Source organism: Vibrio sp. 10N.247.311.51 (assembly GCF_041467855.1).
Lineage (GTDB): Bacteria > Pseudomonadota > Gammaproteobacteria > Enterobacterales > Vibrionaceae > Vibrio > Vibrio coralliirubri.
On sequence record NZ_JBFSVK010000002.1, the window covers coordinates 1 to 15,474 of the forward strand.

General features: G+C 42.3%; 17 protein-coding genes. 9 read left to right on the forward strand and 8 right to left on the reverse strand.

Annotation, left to right across the window (positions count from 1 at the left end; all coding sequences use genetic code 11):
* Window positions 1–140 precede the first annotated feature (140 nt).
* The 3 genes from AB6E85_RS02105 to AB6E85_RS02115 all read right to left on the reverse strand — a co-directional run bounded on the left by AB6E85_RS02105 (window position 141) and on the right by AB6E85_RS02115 (window position 2,672).
* Complete coding sequence (locus AB6E85_RS02105; protein ID WP_372141247.1) at window positions 141–293, reverse strand: hypothetical protein; 153 nt, start codon at window positions 291–293, stop codon at window positions 141–143.
* A gap of 75 nt (window positions 294–368) precedes the next feature.
* The gene (locus AB6E85_RS02110) at window positions 369–1,829 is read right to left on the reverse strand and encodes a hypothetical protein (protein WP_372141249.1); all 1,461 of its coding nucleotides are present in this window, start codon (window positions 1,827–1,829) and stop codon (window positions 369–371) included.
* 477 nt (window positions 1,830–2,306) lie between these two features.
* Entirely contained in the window at window positions 2,307–2,672 is a 366-nt protein-coding gene (locus tag AB6E85_RS02115) for a YgiW/YdeI family stress tolerance OB fold protein (protein ID WP_372141251.1), read from the reverse strand.
* A gap of 271 nt (window positions 2,673–2,943) precedes the next feature.
* Between AB6E85_RS02115 and AB6E85_RS02120 the strand changes: the two genes are divergently transcribed.
* A complete protein-coding gene (locus tag AB6E85_RS02120) occupies window positions 2,944–3,564 on the forward strand; it encodes an AcfA family outer membrane beta-barrel protein (protein ID WP_372141253.1) in 621 nt (206 codons plus the stop codon).
* A 114-nt stretch (window positions 3,565–3,678) separates the two neighbouring features.
* On the opposite strand, the gene AB6E85_RS02125 is transcribed toward AB6E85_RS02120, so the two are convergent.
* Window positions 3,679–4,080: a hypothetical protein gene (locus AB6E85_RS02125; protein ID WP_372141255.1), complete on the reverse strand. Its 402-nt coding sequence runs from the start codon at window positions 4,078–4,080 to the stop codon at window positions 3,679–3,681.
* 99 nt (window positions 4,081–4,179) lie between these two features.
* Here AB6E85_RS02125 and AB6E85_RS02130 point away from each other — a divergent pair, with 99 nt between their 5' ends.
* Window positions 4,180–4,422: a helix-turn-helix domain-containing protein gene (locus AB6E85_RS02130; protein WP_372141257.1), complete on the forward strand. Its 243-nt coding sequence runs from the start codon at window positions 4,180–4,182 to the stop codon at window positions 4,420–4,422.
* Window positions 4,423–4,985: 563 nt separating this feature from the next.
* On the opposite strand, the gene focA is transcribed toward AB6E85_RS02130, so the two are convergent.
* Window positions 4,986–5,828 carry a formate transporter FocA gene (gene focA / locus AB6E85_RS02135; RefSeq protein ID WP_050621867.1) on the reverse strand — a complete coding sequence of 281 codons (843 nt, stop codon included), beginning with the start codon at window positions 5,826–5,828 and terminating at the stop codon, window positions 4,986–4,988.
* A 362-nt stretch (window positions 5,829–6,190) separates the two neighbouring features.
* Window positions 6,191–7,498, reverse strand: a complete 1,308-nt coding sequence (locus AB6E85_RS02140; protein ID WP_081228765.1) for an ATPase — start codon at window positions 7,496–7,498, stop codon at window positions 6,191–6,193.
* A 257-nt stretch (window positions 7,499–7,755) separates the two neighbouring features.
* Here AB6E85_RS02140 and AB6E85_RS02145 point away from each other — a divergent pair, with 257 nt between their 5' ends.
* The 3 genes from AB6E85_RS02145 (at window position 7,756) to AB6E85_RS02155 (ending at window position 9,629) form a co-directional block, all read left to right on the forward strand.
* Window positions 7,756–7,986 carry a TIGR02647 family protein gene (locus tag AB6E85_RS02145; protein ID WP_017060280.1) on the forward strand — a complete coding sequence of 77 codons (231 nt, stop codon included), beginning with the start codon at window positions 7,756–7,758 and terminating at the stop codon, window positions 7,984–7,986.
* 115 nt (window positions 7,987–8,101) lie between these two features.
* A complete protein-coding gene (locus AB6E85_RS02150; RefSeq protein WP_050621865.1) occupies window positions 8,102–8,956 on the forward strand; it encodes an NAD(P)H-binding protein in 855 nt (284 codons plus the stop codon).
* Entirely contained in the window at window positions 8,949–9,629 is a 681-nt protein-coding gene (locus AB6E85_RS02155; RefSeq protein WP_372141260.1) for a YdcF family protein, read from the forward strand. Before AB6E85_RS02150 ends, AB6E85_RS02155 begins: the two co-directional genes overlap by 8 nt.
* Before the next feature lie 127 nt (window positions 9,630–9,756).
* On the opposite strand, the gene AB6E85_RS02160 is transcribed toward AB6E85_RS02155, so the two are convergent.
* Together AB6E85_RS02160 and cysS are read right to left on the reverse strand one after the other, a co-directional pair.
* Entirely contained in the window at window positions 9,757–10,335 is a 579-nt protein-coding gene (locus tag AB6E85_RS02160; protein ID WP_372141262.1) for a thymidine kinase, read from the reverse strand.
* A gap of 98 nt (window positions 10,336–10,433) precedes the next feature.
* Window positions 10,434–11,819, reverse strand: coding sequence for a cysteine--tRNA ligase (cysS, locus tag AB6E85_RS02165; protein ID WP_017060276.1), 1,386 nt, complete (start codon window positions 11,817–11,819; stop codon window positions 10,434–10,436).
* Between the two features lie 352 nt (window positions 11,820–12,171).
* Here cysS and AB6E85_RS02170 point away from each other — a divergent pair, with 352 nt between their 5' ends.
* The 4 genes from AB6E85_RS02170 to AB6E85_RS02185 all read left to right on the forward strand — a co-directional run bounded on the left by AB6E85_RS02170 (window position 12,172) and on the right by AB6E85_RS02185 (window position 15,466).
* Complete coding sequence (locus AB6E85_RS02170; RefSeq protein ID WP_017060275.1) at window positions 12,172–12,666, forward strand: peptidylprolyl isomerase; 495 nt, start codon at window positions 12,172–12,174, stop codon at window positions 12,664–12,666.
* Window positions 12,667–12,750: 84 nt separating this feature from the next.
* A complete protein-coding gene (gene lpxH / locus AB6E85_RS02175) occupies window positions 12,751–13,497 on the forward strand; it encodes a UDP-2,3-diacylglucosamine diphosphatase (RefSeq protein ID WP_122082428.1) in 747 nt (248 codons plus the stop codon).
* A gap of 111 nt (window positions 13,498–13,608) precedes the next feature.
* On the forward strand, window positions 13,609–14,826 hold the full coding sequence (locus AB6E85_RS02180; protein WP_372141264.1) for an EAL and HDOD domain-containing protein: 1,218 nt from the start codon (window positions 13,609–13,611) through the stop codon (window positions 14,824–14,826).
* 127 nt (window positions 14,827–14,953) lie between these two features.
* Window positions 14,954–15,466, forward strand: a complete 513-nt coding sequence (locus tag AB6E85_RS02185; protein WP_372141266.1) for a YchJ family protein — start codon at window positions 14,954–14,956, stop codon at window positions 15,464–15,466.
* The last annotated feature ends 8 nt before the right edge of the window (window positions 15,467–15,474 follow it).

The window sequence follows — 15,474 nt, forward strand, 5'->3', positions numbered from 1 at the left end:
ATAAGCATATCAATGTGATTTACCGCTACGCGGTTGTGCCGACTGCGTCGTCACCGTTACTTTTCAAACTTAAAGTCCTTTCTATAAGAAACTCTATATTTGAAAATTGAAATGCCACAAACCATTACGTTGGTATGTGATTAGTCGGTCACTCGTCCCTCGTTCCCTCTGTCGCTTTGCGACGCAGTGTTAATCTCATTGAATGAAGTCTTTTTAAACGTGGTGACGATTGAGCGAGGAACGAGCGATTGAGTGCGCGCCAGCGCTAATACTGCATACCAGAAAGTGTCCATAATCAACCCTTATAAGTACTATATAGGATTGGTCAGGGACACTTTTTCGTTACCGCTTATAGACGAGTTTGGACGTTAAGCGGGGGTGTTCACCTCGAAGTTGAAGTCTTTAGGAACACGTCCCATTGCCAATGCTTTCTTTAACCTCAACATGTGCTTGGGTTCATCCGCGTTTGGAGAGAACCCGTTAGCTTTCTCGAATTTCTTAACCAATCGTCCTGCTTTCTTTCTACATCCGCCTAATGCTTTAATCACGGGACAACCTTTACCCTTATTGCCTTTACCATTTGTATTGCCGACTGGTGCTCCTGTCTCATCGATTAATTGAATCGCTTTAGATGCGTCTATAGTCGCATTTGGTAGTCTACCCATTAGGAATTCTGCCGCTCTCATGTCTGGAACAAAGAACGTACACTCTCGCGTATCGTCTGGAACTCTGATACAGGTACGTGTCACCGCTTGGTATACAACGTCTAACACGTTCTGATTCACGTATGCGTCTGTTAGATAGTGCTTATCAAATCCTAGCGCTTGACTGCATTTCTCCATGAATGGGATTTGATAAGGATTCGGATTCGCGCTATAAATCACGGCCGCTGTTGTTTTGTTTTTGTATGCGTTAAGACCATGTGCTTTGGTCGGGATAAGCTCTAGGGGTTGTACAAGTGCTTTCTGACGCTCTTTGTTGGTAATGGTAATTATCTCATCATCAACACTTTCTTTAACTGTGTTCACCATTGTATCGAAGTGCTTTTCTAGCACCTCTCTACTAATGAAATCACGCTCTGAATCACGATAGATTGCAAGTGGATAGATAGTTACCTTATTATCCATTTGGTTGCCACGCACTAAAAATTCATCATCACATGACGTACCTGCCTCATATCCGCATAGATTGGTAAAATATAAGTATGGAATCGTGTCTTTGACAGTAGCTGCCATCAAATGAATTTGTAAGAAGCTCTCGAATTTCTTTGGGTCTGTATAGTGTGCGTAGTGGTAACCCACTTTCTCCTTCCCCCTGCTATAGTCGATTGCAAAACCTGACGATAGGGTTGCCTCCAGTAATTGAGCCTTATCGTCTGACAGTTCGCTAGAACCTTGCTTGTGCTCGCCTAATCGCTTTTCTACTTGTTCACGACTACTCATTATCACATCTAGCCAACTCGCGTCTGCCACGCTTGTCCAGATTGATTTGAACTGTAAAATCTCTAATGGTAGTTCATCAATGATAAGTGTTCGCTCGCCAAATGAATCTGCATATCGTAATAGTGTGGAATGGGTTGTTAAGATAACCCGCGTCTCGTCAATATAGTCTTTGTTGTGAAATAAGAATTCACTAACTGATTGCCCTCTAGGTGGTGTCTCGCTTGTCACTACTAAGCAATCACCAAGAAGTGCTTTAATCTCATAAACTAGTTTCAAAGTCGGTACAGCAAAAACCACCCTACAATCTGATTTCTTAATCAGATTAGTCATTGCGAAAGTCTTTCCTGAGCCTGGTGGGTGCTCATGGATATATAACTTGTTTTTCATTTGATTTCCTTTTCTTTAGACGTGCAAAAACCATCACCAGATAAGGGTGATTAGAAAATCTTTTTAAAATTTGGGTATTTGAAAATACAGGAGTTTTGAAAAGACCGATTTGCAGTCGGTTTATAAAAATTGTTAGAGGTGCTCACGTCTCTGAAAATCAGTGAGCGACAACCCCGTATTTGGTACTAGGAAAGCACCTCTAACAACTCTATAGGTATTTATATCGTAAGATTATGACCATTATAACATCGAAAAACAGAGTTATAAACAATGTGTTTTATATGCTTTTTAGATATAAAAAGGGCTAATATCACTTGAGATTAGCCCTTAAACTATAAGGTCGAGAGCGTTAAGACAACACCGAATCAATAGGAGCAGCTGTTCAAATTATCCATGAAGTTATGGCTAATTTTCCTTAATTACTTAAAAACTGCACAAGCCTTTGTGAATATCGTTGCTTGAACCTCCTAGCTAGACTTAAATAGCTAGTTGAATACGGTCTACATCAACTTTCACCTCAGACCAATCTTTGTCTACTTCACCAATTATCATAACTTTTTCTTTTGGTGTCACTGTAACGCCCATCCATTTATCACTATCGACCTCGATGACAATATTGTTCGTTCCATCACTGAACATATATGCATCGTCACCTAAAAAATGAGTAACATTACCTGTTAATTGAACCATTGAGTCATCACGAGCTTCTAGAGCTTGCGCTACGGTTGTGGCCATTTGTGCAACAGGGCCATTGAAGCCACCTCCTATAACTGCGTTTTGAGGGTTTGCCATCGCAAAACCAGAAGAAAGAAGAAGTACTGAAGTAAGGATTGTTTTTTTCATTGTTTTGACCTAGTTGAGGGTTGATTTCGTTTTGATGTATTAACTATGACAAAGTCACATTGAATGAGGTTTGAATTTATTATTCATCTTCCGTTCACTAATAAGCGATGCGTGAGCTTACCTCTACCTAGTGCAAAATCTATACGTTTTATATATCTACCTAGATTTCTAGTTTGTTATTAGTGATTGTTTTTACTATTTAATTTCAATGGTTCATGAAAGGTTCATAAAAGGTTCATTAAAATGCAACCTTTGAACTAAGAGGTTAAAAATGAAAAAAATTGTACTAATAGCTATATTGTTACCAAGCGCTGCTTTTGCTAATCCATATTTAGGTTTTGAATATGGAGTTGGGAGTGTAGAGCATGACTACCAACCGGTTGTTAAAGATAGAGTGCTAAAACCGAAGATAGATGAGGGTATTATTGGGGGCTTTGTTGGGTATAAGTTCAATGAGCACTGGGCTTTGGAGCTAGGGTATAGAGAGTATGAAGTCGATGACTCGATTGAGGTGGAATCATTTGATTCACAATATGAATATGAAGAAGACTGGGATGCTAAAGCCAGCGCAAAACAACTGTCTATCATGCCGATTTATACGGTGTACTCTAATCAAAACTGGAAGTTAAATGTGGGTGCCGGTGTTTCTTATACAATGTATGACTCTCACGCTTCATATACAAAAACAAGAGAGAGACATTTTATTGGTAATGAGGAAGTCATTGAGTATCAAGGAAAGAGTGACGATAACAACTTATGGGGGGGAGTAGTGAGCACATCTTTAAATTATTTTGTTACCCCTCAAATCAGTTTAGGCACCGAAGTTAAATACCAAATTGATGATTATGCTAGCTTAGCGTCATTAAGTTTTAAAATGGCTTACGAGTTTTAGTTGGTTCATCGTGCATTTTCATTCCCTTTTCTTTGGACGCGTGAAAACTAATAACTAGAGAAGTGGGAGAGTAAGAAAGGGGGGCACCCTTGAATGCCCCCTTAAAACTAAATTCTATCGCACAAAGTACACCCTTTTCCATGCGGTCACTATCTGACTCCAACCGTCACCCGTTGATTTATCTGACGCATCACATTGCGCTCTAGTCATAGAACCATTGATTAGCGTCTTCTCATGCTCAATTGCAGCCATACCCGCTGCCACCCCTTGATTAAACTCCGTTTCATACCAAGGGTTCATACTAGACTCAAGTGACCTAAGCTCCTTGAGTGCTTTGTTGGTATTCGGTGTTGGGTAAGACTGACAGAACATCGGATTATTAGCATACGTATCTAGCAACGTTAGGTACATTCCTGCCATTTGATAGTCTTCTTCCGTAGCATTGGTGGTGAACTCAAGTGCGTGTATTGATGGTGACGCTAGCGCAAAGCAAAGCATTAACGATTTAACTTTCATATATCCCTCAAATTTCAATTTGTTCCGCAAGCGGAACACAAAAAACAACTCTAACCGTTAGCCTTTTGTTCTGCAAGAAGAACACAGGTTAATAGTGATATGAGAAATAACATTGTTGGTACAAATATTCGTGTTATCAGGAATTCAAAAGGATGGACGCAATCTAAGTTAGCAACTCAATGTCAATTACAGGAATTTGAGATTAGTAGAGAAACCATTGCTAAAGTGGAAAGCGGTGTACGCTTAATCACAGACAGCGAGGTCGTCCTATTTGCCTCAATATTGGATACATCTGTTATAGAATTGTTTGATGTGCCAGATTTGCAATGTCGTTTGAAATAAAAAATAAAAGGCCGAACCTCAATTTAAGAGGTTCGGCCTTTGTGCGTTACGAGTCTAGTTACTAGCGAAACATCGTAGTCGCTCTACCTTCGTATTTATATTCGTTTAATTTTCAAATCAAAGTGCATTGTTTAACTTGCCATTTGACAAGCCAAGGAGCTTGACGTTAACGTAACACAAATTGCTACACAGTTTGTCACACACGCTTGCCTTACCTTTATGTAAGTCATTGATATTAAAAACCGCGCTCCTCCTCCCGACCACAGAAACTGTGGATAACCAAATCAATATAGATCCTTTTTTGTCCATTTCGACCCAAGGAAAGATCATCGCCTTTGATCTTTGGGTGATTTCAAAGACATATACACACATGGTGATCAGCGCTGTTGCGTACTCAGATGATCATTAGAGAGATGAAGAAGTAGGTTTTCCACAAATAAAAAACGGCCTGCAATGCAGACCGTCTTGTAAATGTCATAAGTCAGTTCAGTGTTTTCACTGCGCTTTAACTCATCTCGTCAACTGAGCTAGTCACGCCATCTTTGTCGATAGCGCCACCTTTATTAGTCACGTAGGTAGATCAACCAGTACCACATGCCAACAAAGATACCGCCGCCAATGATGTTACCGATGGTAACGGGCAGCAAGTTGTTCATTAAAAAGTCCATCATGTTCAGATCAACATAGTCCGCTGGGTTAGCGCCTGTCATTGTCCAAAATTCAGCTGGAGCAAATGTTTTGATGCCGATAGCTAAAGGCACTTGGAACATGTTCGCAATACAGTGCTCAAAACCAGCCGATACGAACATCGCTACAGGTAAAATCATTACCGCAATTTTGTCAGTCAGTGTGCGTCCACTAAACGTCATCCATACCGCGATACAAACCAATACATTACACATGATGCCGAGCGCGATAGCTTGGATAAAATCGTGGTGCATCTTATGTTGGGAGATCGCCATTGCATTCAAACCCACTTGACCGTGGTCGAACATGTACTGTTTGGTCAGTAACATACAAGCCACCAGCAGCAATGCGCCAATCAAGTTACCTACATAAACTGTAGCCCAGTTCTTAACGAGCGTGCGCCAACTAATCTTGCCACTTGCACGAGCAACCAGAGTCAGCACCGAACTGGTAAATAGCTCACCACCGGTAACAACAACGAGAATTAAGCCCAAGCTAAATGCAAGGCCACCTAATAGGCGAGTAATACCCCAAGGCAAATCACCAGCACCAGTCGTTACGATGGTGTAGAACACAAACGCAATACCGATGTGTATGCCAGCGGAAATCGCTAAGAGAAAAGATTTGATTGGATCTTTTGTTGCTTTACCTACGCCAATATCTGCAGCGCGCTCAGCCATTTGTGGCGGTAATAATGAGTCAAATTGGTTTAGATTCATGATGATTTACATTTTGAAACATGTCGTCGGGAGCGCGATAATCCTCTCTTTCATTTCTGAATTCAAGAGCTATTTTAGGCACAAAATAGCTCTAACAGCCTTGTTGAAAGCAAATAGTCCGAGTTATTCCAAATTCATACGACTTTAGTAGTAAAAAGAAAACTCTGCTGAATGATTAGTTATCAGCATAGAAAATAACACACCTATAAATATCAACAAGTTACGTTAAAACCAAAAGAATAACGTACACTAAAATGGCTCACAGAGCGCTTTTATTTCTAGATTTTGACATAGATCAACAGAACGTAAAAAAGCGCCCTAAGGCGCTTTTAACTCAATCACAAATAAAGAAATTAGTGATGCTAAACCGAAGGTTCAATCACTTCTTCTGATGATTGTTCTAGGGTTGAATCCTCTAGAGTAGATTCAACAGCCGGGGACATCACACCAGAGTCACTTTCGTTGGCAACTTTGCCACCTAAGCTTTTCAAACTATCCACTAACTCTTCTAAGCTTTTAATGTGAGCATCACTCTTGGTAATCTGCTCACCGAGCAACTCACTGTGCTTGGTTGCTTCAGACAGTTGCTGCGCTTGCTTCTGGTTTTCAGACTCCAGCTTAGCCAATTGCTCAGTCAAAGTTTCAATCTCTGACTTTAAAAGCCCTGTCATATCAGAGCTTTTTAACGCCTTAACACTCGCTACTATCTTCTGTGATTGCTGACGTAAACCAACATCACGGTAATCTTCATCATTAACGATTTGTGAAATGCTCAGTAGCTGGTTCTCGGCATTCAAAACCGACTGTTCGAACTGGTCGCCTTTTACGCTCGCCAGCACTTTGACTTCATGAGCAACACTGCGCACGTGGTTCAATTCAAATTCTGCAGCGTGAACCGCGTCTTCAATGATCGACTTTTCACGAGGGCTAGCTTTCACTTGGCTTTCAGCCAACGCAATTTGAGATGCTGCCTTAGCAAAGGTAAGCGGAGCAACGTCATCAAAATCTTCATCTTCCAAGAACTCTAATTCGTTCTTCAAAGGTTCGATGTATTTCTTATGCGCCACTTTCACTTCTAGTAAGCGAGCATTATTAAGAAATTCCACCTGCGCTTCTTGAGCGTCTTCAAGCTCATCGACCAGCACATACTCGAACAACTCGCTGTATTCCGAATACAAACGTTTGTAGCTCGAGGTAAACATGGTATCTGCGCCCAAGAACTTCAGGTAATCCATTTGGACAATCGAATCAGCGAGTACTCGGTCAGCCTTCTTCTTTAGCACTAAGATCGAGTCATAGTTTGATTTGATCAAAGCGATTTTTTCATCAAAGGCTTCAGCGTAAGTTAGGCTCGAAAAAATGGAGTAACTCTTGGTTATCCGAGTTTCGTCTTTCAGTAAGTCCGCATAAATGCTTTCAGCATCATCCCATGCGTCTAATAGTTCATTGTAATTCTCTGGTGCATAGAGAGACAATTGAGCATGGTCTTCAAGCTTAACTTCCCATTCGGAGTAAACGCTTTGGACAGACTGAAATGAACGGACCTCTATTGTAGATTCATTATTGTTGTTTGTGGTTTGGTTCGCGTCTGTCTGCTCTGAGGGTGTGCTTTGACAACCTGAGATAGCAAATAGCATACTGATCATTAATGCTACTTTGTTCGCTCTCACTTATGCATATCCTTTTTATACAATATTCGCTCAATGCAAATTATTTCTAGTCACAATATATTACAACCACTTAGCAATAAACATCATTGATGATTTAAGTGGGTGTAAATCACCCAATATAACCAAAATAAACTCATCACTCGATGATTAATCAATCAATTTGGTATCACTTATCAATTCTCTTTATTTGCTATTGCCTGAGCCGAGAATGCGCACTAAGGTGAAGGTAGAGAACGTTATGAATATATAGGTTAATTATGAAGTACAACGCTGAACATATTGCTGATTTAAACCTCCTTCTTCAATTTGATGTAAGTAGTGCTGCTACTGGAATTAAAGTTCATCAAGAGGCTGCTCAAGAAACTCAAGACGCTGTTAAGCGCCTATTCGAAAAAAACCTTTGTACTCAGCCAGACGGCGGTTATCTAACTGATGAAGGTATCGAGATGGCAGAGCGCGCAGACAAGCTTCTTCGCGTACTAAACTAAAGCTCCATTGTTCTAGTAAAAACTCCACTTGCTTCGGCCGTGGAGTTTTTTTCATTTTTGGGCAAAGCTTTGTTAGGCTTATTGTAAATTCGTCATTTGCAGTTGTGAGGAACACATGGCTTCTATATTTATTGTCGGTGCAGGATGGGTAGGTGCACCTTTATCTGAACATTTAGAAAAACATGGTAACCGAGTGGTGGTCACGAAAACGACCCAAGCGGGAGCAGACGCCATTGGTAGCGAACAAATTCCATGTGAAGTGTTTAGCTTTGATTCATCCGATCCACAACAGACTATCGGGCGACTCTATTCGCTGTTACTCGAAAACAACACTGAAATTGTGATTGGCAGCTTCCCTCCTGGCTTTAGAAAAGGAGCAGGACAAGAGTATGCCGACTATTGGCAGCAACTCACCAATGCATGCCAAAAGGCCAACATTAAAAAGCTCATTATGGTCAGTTCAACTACGGTATACCCAACTAAGCCGGGTGTGTTGAACGAGCTGGATGCATCACTCCCTCTTTCGACATCAGATAACGAGCAAGCGTCTTTATTTTCCGATAACGCGCGAATCATGCTGCAAGCTGAACAGTCAGTGATTGATTCAGGTATCGACTACACCATTCTTCGCTTTAGTGGCTTAATAGGCCCAAGCCGTCACCCTTCACGCTTTGCAAGCAAGTTAAAACAAGTCAGTACCCAAGCTCCAGCCAACATGCTACACCTTGATGACGCGATTGGTGCTGTCGATTTCGCTATCAGTCAACTGCACAATGAAGTAGTTAACGTGACCACACCAAATACAGTCAGTAAGGCGGAGTTTTATGCCGCGGCACTGAAAAGCGCCAACAGTAGTGAGCCTCTGCCCGCTGTTGTTGATACCCCAGACAAGTTAATCTCTTCGAAGAAGATTCTCGACTTAGGTTATTCATTTAAATTCGAATCCACACTGGACGCACTTCATGACTGAACAATCTATAGCTAACAAAGATCCCAACATAAAACTGCATCGCTCAGTTGACACCCTTTGGAACTTTATGTCTATGGGTCACAAGGTTACGCCTTCCGACTGTATCTTTGTATTGTGTAGCAACGATACTCGCGTCGCGGAATATGCAGCCGAGCTTTATCACCAACAGATCGCGCCTTACATCGTTTTTTCTGGCGGTGTGGGACGCTTTACCGAAGGGTGCTTTACCGAAGGGAATTTTGAACGCTCAGAAGCAGAAACATTCGCTTCTATCGCACGAGATTGTGGTGTGCCTGACTCTGACATTATCATAGAGAAACACGCGACAAATACCGGGGAAAATGTGCGATTCACTCATGAGTTGCTGACAGAAAAAAGGTTATCGCCGAAGAGGTTAACCTTAGTTCAGAAGCCCTTCATGGAGAAACGTACCTACGCCACCTTCAGTAAACAGTGGCCTGACGAAACTTCCGAGATTACCGTGACGTCACGATGGCAAACTTGGGATGATTACTTTAACGAAGAGCTACCGTTAGACATGGTGTTAGGCGCATTAATTGCTGACTATGAGCGAATCAAAATCTACCCAGCGAAAGGCTTTCAGATTGAGATGCCGATCCCTGACGACGTTGACCACGCCTATCAAGCATTGAAGAAGCTCGGTTTCGAATAAGTCAAAAGATCGACTTCGAATAAAATAAAAGCTCGGCTTGGAAGAAAGCAAAACACAGGCCCAATAAACAAAAACGGTGACACTTGGTCACCGTTTTTCGTTCTTTCGCGTTAGCAAATAGATCGGCTTATTTACCCAACGCTTCTTTGTAGTGCAGACGGCAAACAGAAACGTATTTGTCGTTACCGCCAATAGCCACTTGGTCGCCCTCAGCAATCGCCACACCGTGCTCGTCGGTACGAATTACCATGTTCGCTTTACGGCCACAGTGACAAATTGTTTTCAACTCAACAAGTTTGTCTGCCCAAGATAATAAGTAGCGACTACCTTCAAACAGTTCACCCAAGAAGTCAGTACGCAAACCGTAACAAAGTACAGGAATGTTCAGCTTATCTACTACTTCTGTTAGTTGGTAAACCTGCTCTTTCGACAAGAACTGACATTCATCGATCAAAACACAATGACGCTTTTCTTCTTCATTGAGTTTTTGTATCGCGTCAAACATATTGGTGTCGTTTTTAAACAGCTGAGCTTCAGATTGAAGACCAATTCGTGAGCTCACTTTACCGATACCATAGCGATCGTCCAACGCTGCCGTAAAGATCACTGGCGTCATGCCACGTTCTTGGTAGTTGAATGAAGATTGAAGAAGCGTTGTTGATTTACCCGCATTCATTGCCGAGTAATAAAAATACATCTGAGCCACAGAAATATTCCTGTTAATTAAAAGTTGAAGATAGAAAAGGTGAAAATAGAAAATTCGTGCTAGAAAAAAGGGCTGAAAATCAGCCCTTTTTATAAGATTTACTTACGACGCCAAGTCGTACCTTCTGGGCCATCTTCCAGAACAATACCCAACTCGTTTAGCTTATCACGTGCAAGGTCGGCATTTGCCCAATCCTTTGAAGCACGAGAGTCGTTACGCAGTTTGATCAACGCTTCGATTTCAGCCACTTCGTCGTCGTTACCTGCCGCATCACCTTGTAGGAAGGCTTCTGGCTCTTGGTGAAGAATACCGATGATGTCTGCTAGTTCACGCATCAATGCACCAAGTCCGCTTGCTTTTTCAATGCTTTCAGGCTTGATACGGTTGATTTCACGAGCCATTTCAAACAGTACTGAATAAGCTTCAGGTGTGTTGAAATCATCGTTCATCGCTGTAGAGAATCGAGTCACGTACTCTTCGCCACCGGCAGGAGCGGCTGTAAGGTCGAGGCCACGAAGTGACGTGTATAGACGCTCTAGTGATGCGCGAGCTTGGTTTAGGTTATCTTCGCTGTAGTTTAGCTGGCTACGGTAGTGACCAGACATTAGGAAGTAACGTACCGTTTCAGCATCGTAATGTGCTAGCACGTCACGGATAGTGAAGAAGTTACCCAGTGATTTAGACATCTTTTCTTTGTCTACCATCACCATACCACTGTGCATCCAAGTATTTACATACTGAGTGCCGTGCGCGCAGCAAGACTGTGCGATTTCGTTTTCGTGGTGAGGGAACTGCAGATCTGAACCACCACCGTGGATATCGAAGTGGTTACCAAGAATAGACGAGTTCATTGCTGAACATTCGATGTGCCAACCTGGACGACCCGGGCCCCATGGCGATTCCCATGTAGGTTCACCTGGTTTAGACATCTTCCAAAGAACGAAGTCTAATGGGCTACGTTTTGCAGATTCAACATCAACGCGAGCACCCGCTTGAAGCTGATCAAGATCTTGCTTTGAAAGCTTACCGTATTCGTCGAATTTCTTTACTTCAAACATCACGTCGCCGTTGCTTGCAACGTATGCGAAACCACGTTCAATCAGCTTTTCAACAAGCTCAATGATCTCAGTGATGTATTCTGTCGCACGAGGCTCAACATCTGGACGCTTCATGTTCAATGCATCAAAGTCAGCGTGCATCTCACCGATTAAACGCTCAGTCAGAGAGTCACAAGACTCACCGTTTTCGTTAGCGCGCTTGATGATTTTGTCATCGATATCAGTGATGTTACGAACGAAGTTTAAATCGTAACCAAGGTAACGAAGGTAGCGAGTTACTACGTCGAAAGAAACGAACGTACGACCATGACCAATGTGACAGAGATCGTATATGGTTACCCCACAGACATACATGCCGACTTTGCCAGCTGTAATTGGTTTGAATTCCTCTTTCTGTCTTGTGAGCGTGTTATATATCTTCAGCATGATCTCTATCTATTTTATGGATTAATCAAAATAAGCTCGCAGTATAACAAGTCATACCTTAATAGGTAATCCCTAAAAGCAGGAATTATACCAATCACAGTAAGTAGATGGTCATAAATAGCGCAGAAAAAATGCTTGAGAACAAGGAAGAAATTTTCGATAAGTAGTTATTCTACATTCAAAATTTCTAACGACGTTATCAAGTGTTTTAACAAGCTAGGATGGCCAGTTATTTACTACGATTGGTATTACCTCAAACATCCGAGTTAAGTTAATGATTTGGTGATTTGAAAGTCTGCCAACATGCGCTAGAATTCGAACTTCATATTAAAAAGACAGTAAGGTAACAATCATGATCATCCTTCACACAAATTTTGGTGACATCAAAGTTCAACTTAACGAAGAAAAAGCACCAGAAACAAGCGCAAACTTTCTACAGTATTGCCGTGACGGTTTCTACGACAACACACTATTCCACCGTGTTATCGATGGTTTCATGATTCAAGGCGGCGGCATGACTTCTGGCCTTAAAGAAAAAGCGACTCGTGCAACGATCAAGAACGAAGCAAACAACGGTCTTGCAAACAAAGTTGGTACGCTAGCAATGGCTCGTACTATGGAACCGCATTCAGCGAGCTCTCAGTTCTTCATCAACGTTAACGACAACTCTTTCCTAAACTTCCGTAGCGAAAGCCTAGACGGTTGGGGCTACTGTGTATTCGCAGAAGTTGTTGAAGGCATGGACATCGTAAACAAGATTAAAGGTGTTAGCACTGGTTCTATGGGTATGCACCAAGACGTACCTCTAGAAGAAGTGATCATCACTGGTACTACAATCGAAGCTTAATCCATCGTTTTCGATTAGTATTAATAATTGATGAGCCGATAAAATCAGGATACAGGGAGCGAATCGCTCCCTTTTTTTAGACCTATGAAAACATATTTTATATCAGACCTTCATCTTGCTCCGTCACGACAAGACATCACTGATTGCTTCCTAACCTTCATGAAGAATGAAGCGGTAGAAGCGGATGCACTATACGTATTGGGTGACCTTTTCGAATTCTGGATTGGTGACGACGACAAAAGTGAGTTCGCGACCTCTATTCGCCAAGCGTTTATTGACTTGGTGAAAACAGGCGTACCTTGCTACTTCACTCAAGGTAACCGTGATTTCCTTGTCGGCAAAAAATTTGCTAAGCAAACGGGCGTGAAACTACTAGACGAAGTATCAACAATCGATATCTACGGCCAAAAAGCAGTTGTGTTGCATGGTGATACCCTATGTACCGAAGATGTAAAGTATCTCGCCTTCAGAGAAAAAGTACATCAACCATGGCTGCAATGGGTCTTCAACAGAATTCCATTTTTCATCAAGAAGAAGATCGTCTCGAAGGTTCAATCTGACATCAAAGATGACAAGCAGACTAAATCTCTCGACATCATGGATGTGACACAACAAGAAGTCGAAGATGTGATGGAACGAAACAACGTTGATCTAATGATCCACGGCCACACTCACCGTCCAGACATCCACACCTTTAATGCTAATAATTGCACTAAAACCCGTATCGTACTTGGCGATTGGTATACGCAAGGTTCCGTGCTGGTGTTCACTCCGCAAAGTTTTGAACTACAGAATCGAGAGTTTAGCAATAGCTTTCAACATCAGTCTTAAACTTTCACTTTGATTATTATTGTCGGTCAGACTTTCTTAGATTGTGTATGGTAATTTCCACTGAATTAGCTATTATCTCTCTATCAGAAATAAACCGAACACAGTACCAAGTTGAAATATTCATACGTAGCGCGTCAACCAATACTCGATACAGATAAGAAAACCATAGGTTACGAGTTGCTATTCAGGGATGGTCCTAAGAACACTTTCCCTGAAGTAGAGCCGGAGCTCGCTACTAGCCGTTTGCTTTCCGACCACTTTTTATCAACTCACTATAATACGCTGGGTGATAAGTTGGGGTTCGTGAACTTTCCTTATGCAAGCCTGATTAACTTGGTCCCTACCCTATTTCCAAAAGAGAGCCTCGTAGTCGAGGTTCTTGAAGACTGCGAACCAACAGACGAGTTACTTGAAGCCATTAAAGCTATCTACGATGCGGGTTATACCATCGCATTGGATGACTTTGTGCCAAGTAAAGCGTGGAAGCGTTTCTTACCCTACGTTTCGATTATCAAGTTCGATATCCGTTTGACGCCAATTGCCAAAGCAGCGATGTTTATGAACTCTCTCAAAGGACTAGATATCAAGTTCCTTGCTGAGAAAGTGGAGACATACGAAGAATACCAAGAAGCGAAAAAAGCAGGCTTCACCTACTTTCAAGGTTATTTCTTTAGCAAGCCAGAGATGATCCAAACGCGTGCGCTCAACCCGGCATTCCTGACAACCGTTCAGCTGTTAAAAGAGATTGCGCACGACCCTATCGACTTTGGTGAAGTCGAGCGTTTGATTACGCTCGATGTGACCATGTCGTATAAGCTACTTACCTACGTAAACTCTGCGGGTGGCTCTGCGACCACAATTCGTTCATTCCGCCAAGCGCTTATTTACCTTGGTGAACAGAAGCTGCGTAAATTCGTCTCACTTGTGGCTATCGCCTCTGCGAAAGAAGATAAGCCGGACTCTCTCTATGGTTTGGCGGTAATACGCGCACGTCAATGTGAACTCTTAGTCGAGAAGATGAATGTTAAGGTTGAGCCTGGACAAGCCTTTTTGACCGGTATGTTCTCTCTATTGGACTCACTCTTTGACCAACCATTGAAACAAGTACTCGATTCAGTGCCGATCGACGTAGAGATCAAACAAGCCTTAATTCAACGTAAAGGCGTGTTAGGTGCTGTGTTGGCGATGGTGGTTGCTTATGAACAAGCTCGTTGGGATGAAGCGACTCGTATTCGCCAGCTTCTCAAACTGAGTGAAGCTCAACTTGGTCAAGCTTATGACGAAGCGACGACTTGGGCTCAAGAGTTATTGTCTCCAGCTTTGAAATAGTAAACTTCGCGCTAACACTTTGATAATTTCAATAGAAACTAAACTTTGGTGAGCGATCGTTTCTTGGTAAACTCCCACGCATTCATTTATGGCCTCTTAATAGAGGCCATTTTTACAGGATCTGACGATGTCTTTATGCCCATGCGGTAGCAATAATACTTACCAACAGTGCTGTGAATCAGCGCACCTTAACCACAGTACCGTTGAAACACCTGAGCAGTTGATGCGCTCTCGTTATTCGGCGCACGTGTTGGGTTTGGTTGACTATGTTGTTGCGACCTACCACCCTAGCTGCAATGCAGAAGCACAAAGAGAAGGCATCGCCGAATCTATCGACAGTGATTGGGCAGGGTTAGAGGTCATCGATACTGCGGCAGGTTCACACCAAGACGAAGGCTTTGTTGAATTTAAAGCTTACTTTAATGAAGACAGCACACAATACTGTATGCAAGAGCGCTCGCGTTTCGTTCGTGAAAACGGCCTATGGTTCTATATCGACGGTGAGTTCCCAGAGCAAGAAAAAACTACACAGCCAGAAATCGATCCTCGCTTAAACCAAACGGTTGAAAGCTTCAAGATCGGCCGTAATGACCCATGTATTTGTGGTAGTGGGAAGAAATATAAAAAGTGCTGCGGGTAACACGCACG